Genomic DNA, 12,135 nt, shown 5'->3' with positions numbered 1-12,135 from the left:
CCCTGGCCGGGCCCCTGTCCCGCGTCACGCCCCCGCCGCGCCGGCTGTCGGCGCCGCTGGCGGCCATGCCCCCGCCGCCTCCGTCGCCGCCGCCGTCCCCCGCGCGGCTGCACCTGCAGGCGCTGGAGCGGATTGAAGAGGGCAACGTGGCGGGCGCGACGGCGGTGCTGGAGCTGCTCGTGAAGCAGGCGCCGGACTACCTGCCGGGCCTGCTGGAGCTGGCGCTGCTGCGTGAGCGCGCCGGAGCCCGGGACGCGGCCTTCCCGCTGATGCGCGCGCTGCGCACGCGCGCCGGACAATTGCCGCCAGACACCCTGGTGGATGGACCGGAGGCGCTGCCTGCGCGCTTCTACCTGGCGTCCGCGGACGCCTACCTGAATCTGGGGGCGCTGGAATGAAGGGGACGCCGCGGATGGTGGACGAGGCCCTGGCAGAAGAGACGCGCGAATTGCTCGCGCGCCGGGCCGCGCGCCTGCGCGAGCAGGGCGAGTCGTCCGTGGAGGAGGCGGTCCACTGGATCGCCGAGTTCCCCCTGGGCGAGGAGCGCTACGCGCTGCCGCTGGAGTCGCTGCGCGCCGCGCTGCCCCTGCGCATGGTGACGCCCGTGCCGCTGTCGGAGCCCGCGGTCATCGGCGTGCTGCGCTTCCAGGGGCAGGTGCTGTCGGCGCTGAGCCTGGCGTCGCTCCTGGGCGGCCACGGGTGGCGGCAGGACCCGGCCGTGCTGCTGGTGGTGGACCGGGGCGACGGCGAGCTGTGCGCGCTGGACTGCGAGGCCATCCCGCGCCCCACCACGCTGTCGCTCGCGTCGGTGGAGGCCGCGCGCGCGCGGTCGGAAGGGCCGGTGATGGAGGTCTTCACGCAGGACCGGCAGCTCATCCACCTCATCAACCCGAAGCGCCTGTTCTCCGTGTCGGAAGCAGGGGTGCGCCATGGCCGTTGATCCGATGCTGCAGGGCCTGGTCGCGGGCTTCGCCGTGGAGGCGCAGGAGGTCATCCAGAAGGTCACCATGGACCTGCTGGAGCTGGAGCGCGAGGGGCTGGAGAACGACGCGCTCGCGAAGATCTACACCCGGCTGGGCCGGCACCTGCACACGCTGAAGGGCAGCGCTTCGTCGCTGGGCCTCCAGGACCTGGGCGACATCGCGCACCGGCTGGAAGACGCGCTGGCGCCGCTCAAGGCCACCACGCAGAAGATGCCGCGCACGGTGGTGGACATCCTGCTGCACGGGCTGGACCTGTTCATGCTGCGCGCCCAGGCGCACGCGGATGGCCGGGGGGACTACCTGCCGGACCCCGCCGCCGCGCTCGCCCAGCTGGTCGCGTCCGCGCCGCCGCCGGAGGCCGCCTCGGTGCTGCCGGGCGGGGCCTTCGCGCACGCCCACACGCAGGCGCAACCCCAGGCGCCGTCCCTGGTGGGCGCGGGCCCCTCGGAGCCCGGTGCTCCCTCCTCGTCGGATCCGCAGGGGGAGTCCGCGGACTCGGGCTGGCGGGTGAGCGCGCGTCAGGTGACGTCGCTGATGCGCGAGGTGGAGCGCCTGCGCGAGGTGCGCCTGCGGGTGGAGGAGCGCAGCCGGGAGCTGGAGCGGGTGTCCACGCTGCTGGCCAAGCAGGGCCTGCTCGCGGAGACGGCGGAGGCGCGCACGCTCTTGTCCGGCACGGGCCGCTCGCTGCGCACCGACGGCGAGGAGACGAGCGACATCGTGGACGCGCTGGAGGAGGGCCTCAAGGCCATCACCACGCGGCCCACGCGCACCATCCTGGAGCCCTTGCAGCGCATGGTGCGCGACCTGTCGCGCCAGTTGGGCAAGGAGGCGCGGCTGTCGGTGGTGGGCGCGGAGGTGTCGCTGGACCGGCGCCTGCTGGAGAAGCTCCAGGGCGCGCTCGTGCACCTCTTGCGCAACGCGGTGGACCACGGCCTGGAGATGCCCGCCGAGCGTGAGAAGGCCGGCAAGCACCAGGAGGGTGCGCTCACGCTCCGGGTGGAGCAGCAGGGAAATCTCCTCTACCTGGAGGCCAGCGACGACGGGCGCGGCATCGACCTGGTCGCGGTGCGCCGCGTGGCGGAGAAGCGCGGGCTGGTGACGGCGGACGAGATGGCGCGCCTCAACGACAACCAGGTGCGCGACCTCATCTTCAGCGCGGGCTTCAGCACCCGTTCGGACGTGACGGACACCTCCGGGCGCGGCGTGGGGCTGGACGCGGTGCGCGCCACGGTGGAGTCGCTGCAGGGGCGCATCGAGGTGGCCAGCACGCGCGGGCAGGGCACGCGCTTCGTGCTCACGCTGCCGGTGGATCTGGGCAGCTCACCCGTGCTGATGGTGCGCGCGCTGGAGCAGTACGTGGGCCTGCCCATGCTGGCGGTGGAGTCCACGCAGCTGGCGCGCGCGGATTCGCTGCGCGTGGGCAAGCGCCGGGCGCACCTGGAGCACCTGGGACAGCTGTTGCCGGTGGTGGACCTGGGCGCGCGGCTGGGCCTGCGCGCGTCGGCGCCGCCCGCGGAGGGCCAGCCGATGCTCGTCGTGCAGAGCGGCGGCCGGCGCGTGGCGCTGGTGGTGGACGCGGTGGTGGGGGACCGGGACCTGGTCATCCGCCCGCTGCCCTCGGAGGTGCGCGAGGTGGCGGCCTGGCAGGGCGCGGCGACGCTCAGCCGCGGCGAGCTCCTGCTCATCCTCCGGCCGGACTGGGTGGTGTCGGATTCGGAGAAGACGCAGGTGTCGGCGGCGAGCCGGCGGGCGCTGGTGGTGGACGACTCGCTCACCGCGCGCGCGCTGCACCGGGCGATGCTGGAGGCGGGCGGCTTCCAGGTGCACCTGGCGGCCAGCGGGGCCCGGGCGCTGGAGCGGCTGGCCGCGGACACCTACGACGTCGTCATCTGCGACCTGGACATGGAGGAGATGGACGGCACGGAGCTCATCGCCCGACTGCGGGAGAAGAAGGAGACGCGCACGCTGCCCGTCATCCTCGTGTCCGCGCACGACAGCGCGCAGGCCCGTGAGCGGGGGCTGGCGGCCGGCGCGGACGGCTTCCTCAGCAAGCGCGAGTGCGCCGCGGGCCGCCTGCTCGCCGAGGTGCTCGACGTGATGAGCCGCCGGGGGAGCCGCGCTTGAGCACGAAGAAGATCCGCGTGCTCGTGGTGGACGACTCGCCCACCATGGCCAACACGCTCACCGCGCTGCTCACCGAGGAGCCTCGCATCGAGGTCGTCGGCCGGGCGGCGGACGGCAACCGCGCCGTGCAGCTGGCGCGGCTGTTGCGCCCGGACGTCATCACCATGGACCTGCTGCTGCCCGGCCTGGACGGCCCGGCGGCCATCGCCCACATCATGTCCCAGGCGCCCGCGCGCATCCTGGTCGTGAGCGCCGTGGCGGAGCAGCGCGGCGTGGACCTGGGCTTCCAGGCCATGAGCGCCGGGGCGCTGGAGCTCATCGGCAAGCCCAACGTCACGAACGCGGAGGAGCTGCGCAAGTGGGGCCGGGAGCTGGCGCACTCGGTGTGCCTGATGGCGGAGGTGCCCGTCATCTCCCGCCGCCCGCGCGTCAGTCAGCCGCAGCCGCTGCCCACCGGGGCGCGGGTGGACGTGTTCGGGCTGGTGGCCTCCACCGGCGGGCCGCCCGCGCTGGCGGAGGTGCTCTCCAAGCTGCCCAAGGACCTGCCGGTGCCGGTGCTCATCGCCCAGCACATCACGGTGGGCTTCACGCAGGGCATGGTGCGCTGGCTGTCCCAGGTGTGCGAGCTCAACGTCATCATGGCGCGCGACGGCGAGCGGCTGGAGCCGGGCCGGGTGTACTTCCCGCTGGACGGCCATGACCTGCTGGTGGACAGCGCGGGCCTGGCCCGGCTGCAGCGCACCCAGGGCGGGCCGTGCCCCAACGGGGACGTGCTCCTGCAGTCGCTGGCGGCGGCGTACGGCCGGCGCTGCGGCGGCGGCGTCCTCACCGGCATGGGCGAGGACGGCGCGCGGGGCCTGCTGGCCATCCGCATCGCTGGCGGCGTCACCTTCGCCCAGGACGAAGCGTCGAGCGTCGTCTACGGCATGCCTCGCGCCGCGGTGGAGCTGAAGGCCACCGACGGGGGCGTGCCCCTGTCGTCCGTGGCGGAGCTCATCCTGCAGAGCTGCCAGCGCCCCACGTTCCGCCCCTCGCGCGGGCCGGAGGGCGGCCCCCGATGAGCCTCCCGCCAGCAAGCCGCACCCCCGTGCGGTGGCCCGGGTGCCAGAGGGCCGACGGTCGGCCGTCTGAACCCAGGGTCCCAGGAGAGTCCCCTTGAAGCCGACTGCCCCGCTCCGCCTCTCCTTCTTCCGTGGGCTCGGGCTCGCGCCGAAGTTCGTGCTCGTCACGGCCGTCATCAGCGCCACCGTGGCCCTCTTCCTCACCCTCATCGCCACGCGGCAGATGGAGGCCAACCTGGAGGAGCGCCACGCCAGCGAGGGCGAGGCCGTGGCGCTGAGCCTGGCCATCGCCGCGGAGCAGGGCGTGTCCGCCGGCATGGGGTCGCTCCAGCCGCTGCTGGAGGTCTTCCGCGAGCGCGATGACCTGGCGTACCTCTTCATCCAGGACCCCACGGGCTACGTGCTGGTGCACTCGTTCACGGGCGCCTTCCCGGAGGCGCTGAAGGTCGCCACCGAGGCGAAGACGAAGACGTCGGCGGGCCGCGACGGCACGCACGTCATCCCGGAGGTACGGCTCTTGCGCGGGGGCAAGACGCTGCGCGCCCTGGATGTCGCGGCGCCCGTGGCGGAGGGACGGCTGGGCACCGTGCACGTGGGCATGGCGCGCGAGTTCATCGACGACAAGGTGAACACGCTGCGCTGGAAGATGCTGCTGTTCGCGCTGCTGCTGGAGGCGGGCGGCGTGGTGCTGGCGGCGCTGTTCGGCCGGAGCATCGTGCGCCCGCTGGCGGAGCTCACGTCGGTGGCGGGCCACATCGTGGAGTCCGGCGACCTCACCCGCCCCATCACCGCCCGGGGCAACGACGAGGTGGGGCGGTTGTCGAACTCCTTCTCGCAGATGGTGGGCAAGCTGCGGGAAGTCACCATCAACCTCCAGCACGCGGCCACCGCGCTCACCCAGTCCACCGACCACCTGAACGCGTCCTCCACGGACCAGGCGCAGACCATCTCGCGCCAGGCCGCCGCGCTGCAGGAGACGCAGGTGACGGCGCAGGAGATCAAGCAGACCTCCACGCTGGCCGCGCAGAAGGCGGAGAGCGTGCTCAGCGTGGCCGAGCGCGCGGACACCCTGGCGAAGGCGGGCGAGGCCTCCATCGAGCAGACGATGGCGGGGCTCAACGACATCCGCGCGCAGGTGGGGGAGATCGCGGAGAAGATTCTGGAGCTGGGCGAGCGCACCCGTCAGATTGGCGGCATCACCCAGACGGTGAAGGACCTGGCGGATCAGTCCAACATGCTCGCGCTCAACGCGGCCATTGAAGCGGTGCGTTCCGGCGAGCACGGCAAGGGCTTCAGCGTGGTGGCGCGCGAGATTCGCGCCCTGGCGGACCAGTCCATCCAGGCGACCACGCGGGTGCGGGAGCTGCTGGACGACATCGCCGCCTCCGTCACCGCGGCGGTGCGCATCACCGAGCGCGGCGCGGAGCGCATGGAGGTGGGCCTGGAGCAGGTGCGCGCGAGCGGGCAGAACCTGCGCGAGCTGTCCTCCATCGTGCAGGACAACGCCGCCGCCGTCCGGCAGATCGCCGCCGCGGTGAACCAGCAGAACGTGGGCATCAATCAGATCACCCTCGCGGTGAACGACTTGTCCAAGATGATGGACGACACCGTGGCCCGCATCGGGTCCACCGGCGAGGCGGCCACCACGCTGCAGATCATCTCCGAGCAGCTCTCCAGCGCCGTCGGCGCCTACCGCGTCGAGGCCAAGAAGGACTAGACCCGGCGAGCAGTACGCCGGAAACACGAAGGCCCCGAGTCCCCATCACGTGGGGGCCCGGGGCCTCGGTGTTTCAAGCTGTCTTCCGTGCCTTTACGCGGGCACGGCCTCGGCGGACTGGGAGACGAGCTTCAGCGCGTCGTCCACCACGTCGAAGCGGGCGATGCCGCCGCCCTTGAGGGCGCCGAACAGCAGGGCCTCCGCGAGCTGCTTCTTGAGGGAGCTGTCCACGAGCCGCGCCATGGGGCGCGCGCCGAAGGCCGGGTCATACCCGTGCTCCGCGAGCCACGCGCGCGCGGCGGGCGTGAGCTCCAGCTTGACCTTCTTCTCGTCGAGCACCGTCTGGAGCAGGCGCACTTCCTTGTCCACGACCTTGAGGATGACCTCCGGGGGCAGGCCGGAGAACAAAATCCAGCCGTCCAGCCGGTTGCGGAACTCCGGCGTGAAGGTGCGCTCGATGGCCTTCTTCGCCCGCGCGCCGTCCACCACCACCCCGGTGTCACCGAAGCCCATGGCCTTGGTGCTCATCTCCTGCGCGCCCGCGTTCGTCGTCAGCACGAGGATGATGTTGCGGAAGTCCGCCTTGCGGCCGTTGTTGTCCGTGAGCGTCGCGTGGTCCATCACCTGGAGCAGGATGTTGAAGAGGTCCGGGTGGGCCTTCTCGATTTCATCCAGCACCAGCACCGCGTACGGGTGCTTGCGCACGGCGTCCGTGAGCAGACCGCCCTGGTCGAAGCCCACGTAGCCCGGGGGCGCGCCGATGAGCCGGCTCACCGTGTGCTTCTCCGAGTACTCGCTCATGTCGAAGCGCAGGAACTCCACGCCCAGGCTCTGCGCCAGCTGCTTCGCCAGCTCCGTCTTGCCCACGCCCGTGGGGCCGGAGAAGAGGAAGCTGCCAATGGGCTTCTCCGGTGCACGCAGGCCGGAGCGCGACAGCTTGATGGCGCTGACCATCTCTTCAATGGCCTTGTCCTGGCCGAAGATGACGCCCTTGAGCTCCTTGTCGAGGTTCTGGATCTGCACGCCCTCGCTGGCGGACACGCTCTTGGCCGGAATCTTCGCCATCTTGGAGACGACCTGCTCCACGTCGTGCGCGGTGACGTTGCCGGTGCGCACGCCCTCCGGCTTCAGCCGCTCGGCCGCGCCCGACTCGTCGATGACGTCGATGGCCTTGTCCGGCAGGAACCGGTCGTTGATGTGCTTGGCCGCCAGCTCCGCCGCCGCGCGCAGGGCCCCCTCCGCGTACTTCACGTGGTGGTGCTCCTCGTAGCGGCTGCGCAGCCCCTCCAGGATGAGGACGGTGTCCTCCACGCTGGGCTCGGCCACCTCAATCTTCTGGAAGCGCCGGGACAGGGCGCGGTCGCGCTCGAACGACGCCTTGAACTCCTGGAACGTCGTGGAGCCGATGCAGCGCAGCCGGCCGCTCGCCAGCGCGGGCTTGAGCAGGTTGGACGCGTCCATGGACCCGCCGCTCGTGGCCCCCGCCCCGACGATGGTGTGGATCTCGTCGATGAAGAGGATGGCGTCGGGCAGCTCCTGGAGCGCCTTGAGCACGCCCTTCAAGCGCTCCTCGAACTGACCGCGGAACTTGGTGCCCGCGAGCAGCGCGCCCATGTCCAGCGAGTAGACCACGGCGTCCTTCAGCGCCTCGGGCACGCGGCCTTCGGTGATGTGGAGCGCGAGTCCCTCCGCGATGGCCGTCTTGCCCACGCCGGCCTCGCCCACGTAGAGCGGGTTGTTCTTCCGGCGGCGGCAGAGCACCTGGATGGTGCGCTCCAGCTCCTTGTCACGGCCGATGAGCGGGTCGATGCGGCCCGCCTTCGCCTCGGCGTTGAGCTGGGTGGCGTACGCCTCCAGCGGGCTCTTGCGCGTCGACTCGCCGTCCTCATCGTCCCCGGCGGGCGCGGCGCCCCGGCTGCTGCTGCTGCTGTCGCCGGTCTCCTCGCCGTCCTTGCTGATGCCGTGGGAGATGAAGTTGAGCAGGTCCAGGCGGGTGACGCCCTCCTGCTGGAGGAGGAAGAGGGCCTGGCTCTCCTCCTCGCGGAACATGGCCACGAGCACGTCGCCGCCGTCGATGTACTTCTGTTCGGCGGACAGGGCGTGCATGGCGGCGCGGTGGAGCACGCGCTCCACGCCAATGGTCTGCTGGGGCTCCGCGTCCACGTCGTCGGGCAGCCGTTCGACCGTCTCCTCCAGGAAGGAGGTCAGGTTCTCCTGCAGGCGCTTGACGTTGGCGCCGCAGGCCTTGAGCACCTCGCGGGTGCGCGAGTCACGGGTGAGGGCCAGGAGCAGGTGCTCCAGCGTCAGGTACTCGTGGCGCATCTTCCGCGCCTCGTCGAGCGCGGTGCGGAAGCTGGCCTGCAATTCTTTGGCAATCGATGGTCCTGCCACGGTTCAGCCTTCCTCGGGTTCCATGGACAGCCGCAGGGGGAACCCGTTGTCCCTCGCCGCGGCCTCCACTGTCTTGAGCTTCGTGTCGGCGACGTCGTAGGTATAAACGCCGGCGACGCCGATGCCGTTGTAATGAACGTGCATCATGATCTGCACGGCATCCGTCTCTGACTTGTGGAAGATCTCCTTGAGCACGGCCACCACGAACTCCCGCGTGGTGTAGTTGTCGTTGTGCAGGAGGACCTTGTAGAGCGTCGGCCTCTTCAGCTTCTGCTTGGGGACGGCCTCCGTGACGACCTGGCCGTCATCGTGTTGGTGCTTCTGCGCCATGGGCTTGCGGACTCCCTTGCCTTCGCTTCGCGAACCTTGGCGGGCCCTGGAAAACTTCAGACCCGCTCCTTGAAACCCGTCTCCGCCCACCAGAGTGGCAGGCCGCTTTCGACGGCTGCCCGCTCGTGCGCCAGGAAGCCGCGCACCGCCCGGTCCAACCCGGGGTGGAGGAACAGATGCGCACTGTACGTGAGGTGCGGCTCGAACCCCCGGGTGAGCTTGTGCTCGCCCCCGGTCCCCGGTTCGAAGCGCTCCAGTCCCCGCGCGATGCAGTCCTCCACCGGGTGGTAGAGGCACACGTTGAAGTGAAGGAACGGGTGCGCTTCAAGCGCTCCCCAATAACGACCGAACAGCGTCCGCGGCCCGGTGAAATTGAACGCCCCCGCCACCCTCCGGCCTTCCCGCCGCGCCTCCACGAACTCACACCGGTGCCGGAAGCGGCCGAGCAGGCGCGCGAAGAAGTCCGGCGTCAGCGAGCGCACGCCCCACGGATAGCGGTCCACCGTGGACACGTAGAGCCGCCAGGCGTCCGCCGCGTCCAGCTCCTCCAGGGCGTCGCCCCGGAGCGTGCGCAGGGTGATGCCCTGGGCCTGGGGCGCGCGCAGCTCCCGCTTGAGCTGGTGCCGCCGCTTGGAGTGGAAGCGGCCGAGGAAGTCGTCGAACGTCCGGTAGCCCGCGTTGGTCCACTGGTACTGCACACCCAGGCGGACCGCGTAGCCCTGCGCCTCCAGCACCGGCAGCTCCTCCGGCGTGGGGAAGAGGACGTGGACGCTGGAGAGGCCTTCCGCGCGGGCGTACTCCAGGGCGGCGCCGTACAGCTCCGCCTCGCGGGTGGGGCGGTCCTCGCCGGGGGCCACCAGCACGCGGCGGCCGGTGACGGGCGTGAAGGGCACCGCCAGCACCAGCTTGGGGTAGTAGCGCAGGCCGGCGCGCTCGGCGGCGGTGGCCCAGGCGGCGTCGAAGACGAACTCGCCCTGGCTGTCGTCCTTGAGGTACGCGGGCGCGGCGGCCACCAGCCGGGAGCCCCGCCAGAGGGTGAGGTGCCGGGGGTGCCAGCCGCGCTCGGGTACCACGCTGCCACTTTCCTCCAGGGCGGCCAGGAAGGCCCACTCCAGGAAGGGCGTGGAGCCCGCGTCCACCAGCGCGTCCCAGGCCAGCTGGGGCACGTCGGTGATGGACGTGAGCAGGCGCAGCGTGGTGGGGAGCGGGGCGGACATGGCAGGGCAGGCGGAGGCCGACGCGGACGGGCCGAGCGCCAGCCTATAACGGCGCGTGTCGCCTGCCGCCACGCCTGCCCGGCGGCCCTGCCCCTACTTGCCGCGCGTCAGCTCCGCGGCGAGGAAGGCCGCGACCTCCTGGAGCCCGGCGGCACCGCGCTTGCGGCCCTCGTCGGACTCCATCACCCGGCGCGCGGCGTCACTGGCCGTGCCCGCCTCCAGGTCCACCAGCACCAGGAACGCGCTCCAGCCGGGCGTCGTGGTCGCCACCTTGCCCGGGCGCTGGGGCCGGTCGCCCAGGGTGGCGGCCACCTTCTCCAGGAGACCGTCCTCCGTGAGACGTTTGGTCGCGCCGAGCATCTGGGCCCAGGTGGCGTCCAGCAGCGACGTCAAGAGCCGTCCGGAGAGCGCGGTGGAGAGGCGCTGGGCGGATTCCTCCGAATCGAGGCTGTGGGCGGCAGCGTAGGTAGGCCCCAGCTTGGCGACCACCACCGCCCGGGTGGCGAGGTGGGCGAGGCGCGGCGGGAAGGACATGGGGAAACCTCGCCGGGAGGGCAGGAAAGAGGGAGGGGCCCCCGGACCGGACGGACGGGGACCCGGTGTCTTACATCGGAAGGGCTCCGGGCTCCATCCGGAGTGAATGGAACAGGCTGCGCGTTTGCCTGACAGCCGGACAGGTTGCTATGGGGCCCGGCGCGCCTTAGAGGAAGCAGACTTTCGTAGGGAGAACAGAATGTCCGTGAACATCCAGCTCGAGTGGACCCCCAACCCCAGCACGTTGAAGTACGTGGTGGACCGCAAGCTGCTGGGCGGCGGCGCCGTGAACTTCACCAACCGGGGGGACGCGGAGGCGAAGTCGCCCCTGGCCCTGCGCCTGATGGACATCCAGGGCGTCACCGCGGTGATGCTCGGCAGCAACTTCGTCACCGTGACGAAGGGCGACTCCGGGGAGTGGGACGAGCTCAACGACTCCGTGATGTCCACCCTGGACACGCACCTGACGGAGGGCCTGCCGGTGGTGGACGAGGCGGCGCTCGCGGCGGCGCGGCAGACGACGTCGCTGGAAGGCTCCGTGGAGCAGCGCATCCAGACCATCCTGGACGATGAAATCCGGCCGGCGGTGGCGCAGGACGGCGGCGACATCACGCTGGACCGCTTCGAGGACGGCATCGTGTACCTGCACATGAAGGGCTCGTGCGCGGGCTGCCCGTCGTCCACGGCGACGCTGAAGATGGGCATCGAAGGCCGCCTGCGTGAGGCCATCCCCGAAGTGATGGAAGTGGTGTCCGTCTGAGACGGAACGTCAAAGCGCCGCAGGTCCGCAAGGAGCTGCTGCCGGACCAGTCCCCCGCGCTCCTGCGCGAGCTGCACCTGCTCACGCGCGAGGGACACCTCAACGCGGACGCGCTGCGCAAGCTCAAGCAGGTCAACCACCTGGTGGGCCTGCTCCGCCCCGCGATGGACGACGTGCAGGCCCGCCACCCGAACCCCGTGGTGGTGGACGCCGGCAGCGGCAACGCGTACCTGGGCTTCATCGTCTACGAGCTGTTCCTCAAGGACGCCCAGGCGGGGGAGCTGCTGTCCATCGAAGGCCGTCCGGAGTTGACCGAACGGGCGAAGGGCCGCGCGGAGCGGCTGCACTTCGACCGGATGCGCTTCCAGACGGCGCACATCGACGAGGCCCAGTACCCCGAGCGCATCCACGTGCTGATGGCGCTGCACGCGTGCGACACCGCCACCGACGACGCGCTGGTGGCCGCCATCAAGCACGGCGCGGACCACGTGGCGGTGGTGCCGTGCTGTCAGGCGGAGGTGGCCGCGCAGCTGAAGGAGAAGAAGGCGAAGGGGCCCGGCTCCATGTCGCTGCTCTTCCAGCACCCCATGCACCGGCGCGAGTTCGGCTCGCACCTGACGAACGTCATCCGCGCGCTGACGCTGGAGTCGTTCGGCTACCAGGTGACGGTGACGGAGCTGACCGGGTGGGAGCACTCGCTGAAGAACGAGCTCATCCTCGGGCGGCGCGTGCACCGGGACAACCGGCGCGCGCGGCTGCAGCTCCAGGCGCTGCTCGCGGAGACGGGCGTGCAGCCCCGGCTGACGCGCCTGTTGGGCATCATGCCCGCGGGAACAGAAGGCTCGGGGGTGCAGGAGGGCTCGGCGCCGGAAGGTTCGGCCGCGGAGTCGGAGTCTGAAGGGGAAGCCGCTCCGGGGGCCGTGCCCGGGACGGACGAGCGCGAGGCTTGAGGGTTCCCCTGCCTTCGGGTGGGGGCGGCTCGCGGAAGATGGGGGATGGTCTTGGAGCTGGATGACTG

The 12,135-nt window shown here is 71.3% G+C and carries 10 protein-coding genes and 1 pseudogene; 7 read left to right on the top strand and 4 right to left on the bottom strand.

All coding sequences use genetic code 11. The features are described 5' to 3' along the window. From D7V97_RS30745 to D7V97_RS30725, 5 genes and pseudogenes are all read left to right on the top strand, one after another. A pseudogene (locus tag D7V97_RS30745) lies at positions 1–398 on the top strand (SAM-dependent methyltransferase); the annotation flags it as partial. Next, a complete protein-coding gene (locus D7V97_RS30740) occupies positions 395–940 on the top strand; it encodes a chemotaxis protein CheW (RefSeq protein WP_120614194.1) in 546 nt (181 codons plus the stop codon). The pseudogene D7V97_RS30745 and the gene D7V97_RS30740, both read left to right, overlap by 4 nt. After that, a complete protein-coding gene (locus D7V97_RS30735; RefSeq protein WP_120614193.1) occupies positions 930–3,107 on the top strand; it encodes a response regulator in 2,178 nt (725 codons plus the stop codon). The genes D7V97_RS30740 and D7V97_RS30735 overlap by 11 nt, the downstream gene beginning before the upstream one ends. Further along, a complete protein-coding gene (locus tag D7V97_RS30730) occupies positions 3,104–4,168 on the top strand; it encodes a chemotaxis protein CheB (protein WP_120614192.1) in 1,065 nt (354 codons plus the stop codon). Before D7V97_RS30735 ends, D7V97_RS30730 begins: the two co-directional genes overlap by 4 nt. A 94-nt stretch (positions 4,169–4,262) precedes the next feature. After that, positions 4,263–5,885, top strand: coding sequence for a methyl-accepting chemotaxis protein (locus tag D7V97_RS30725; protein WP_120614191.1), 1,623 nt, complete (start codon positions 4,263–4,265; stop codon positions 5,883–5,885). Between the two features lie 93 nt (positions 5,886–5,978). Here the strand turns inward: D7V97_RS30725 and clpA are convergent, their stop codons facing one another. From clpA to D7V97_RS30705, 4 genes are all read right to left on the bottom strand, one after another. Beyond that, positions 5,979–8,276 (bottom strand): ATP-dependent Clp protease ATP-binding subunit ClpA, encoded by a 2,298-nt coding sequence (clpA, locus tag D7V97_RS30720; protein WP_120614190.1) that lies wholly within the window; start codon positions 8,274–8,276, stop codon positions 5,979–5,981. A gap of 3 nt (positions 8,277–8,279) precedes the next feature. Then, positions 8,280–8,606: an ATP-dependent Clp protease adaptor ClpS gene (locus D7V97_RS30715; RefSeq protein WP_120577101.1), complete on the bottom strand. Its 327-nt coding sequence runs from the start codon at positions 8,604–8,606 to the stop codon at positions 8,280–8,282. A 56-nt stretch (positions 8,607–8,662) separates the two neighbouring features. Next, positions 8,663–9,823, bottom strand: coding sequence for a GNAT family N-acetyltransferase (locus tag D7V97_RS30710; protein WP_120614189.1), 1,161 nt, complete (start codon positions 9,821–9,823; stop codon positions 8,663–8,665). 93 nt (positions 9,824–9,916) lie between these two features. Continuing rightward, positions 9,917–10,357: a hypothetical protein gene (locus tag D7V97_RS30705; protein WP_120614188.1), complete on the bottom strand. Its 441-nt coding sequence runs from the start codon at positions 10,355–10,357 to the stop codon at positions 9,917–9,919. Positions 10,358–10,556: 199 nt separating this feature from the next. On the opposite strand from D7V97_RS30705, the gene D7V97_RS46830 reads away from it, so the two are divergent. Both D7V97_RS46830 and D7V97_RS30695 read left to right on the top strand, forming a co-directional pair. Next, positions 10,557–11,117 carry a NifU family protein gene (locus D7V97_RS46830; RefSeq protein WP_120614187.1) on the top strand — a complete coding sequence of 187 codons (561 nt, stop codon included), beginning with the start codon at positions 10,557–10,559 and terminating at the stop codon, positions 11,115–11,117. 113 nt (positions 11,118–11,230) lie between these two features. Continuing rightward, complete coding sequence (locus D7V97_RS30695; RefSeq protein WP_255424846.1) at positions 11,231–12,067, top strand: SAM-dependent methyltransferase; 837 nt, start codon at positions 11,231–11,233, stop codon at positions 12,065–12,067. The last annotated feature ends 68 nt before the right edge of the window (positions 12,068–12,135 follow it).

Source organism: Corallococcus sp. CA053C, assembly GCF_003611675.1.
In the GTDB taxonomy this organism is placed as follows: domain Bacteria; phylum Myxococcota; class Myxococcia; order Myxococcales; family Myxococcaceae; genus Corallococcus.
This window is presented reverse-complemented; position numbering and strand designations above follow the sequence as displayed.

Coding starts and splice junctions, on each gene's coding strand:
- D7V97_RS30710 (WP_120614189.1), bottom strand. CDS start 9,823: ATGTCCGCCCCGCTCCCCACCACGCTGCGCCTGCTCACGTCCATCACC.
- D7V97_RS30715 (WP_120577101.1), bottom strand. CDS start 8,606: ATGGCGCAGAAGCACCAACACGATGACGGCCAGGTCGTCACGGAGGCC.
- D7V97_RS30705 (WP_120614188.1), bottom strand. CDS start 10,357: ATGTCCTTCCCGCCGCGCCTCGCCCACCTCGCCACCCGGGCGGTGGTG.
- D7V97_RS46830 (WP_120614187.1), top strand. CDS start 10,557: ATGTCCGTGAACATCCAGCTCGAGTGGACCCCCAACCCCAGCACGTTG.
- D7V97_RS30740 (WP_120614194.1), top strand. CDS start 395: ATGAAGGGGACGCCGCGGATGGTGGACGAGGCCCTGGCAGAAGAGACG.
- D7V97_RS30735 (WP_120614193.1), top strand. CDS start 930: ATGGCCGTTGATCCGATGCTGCAGGGCCTGGTCGCGGGCTTCGCCGTG.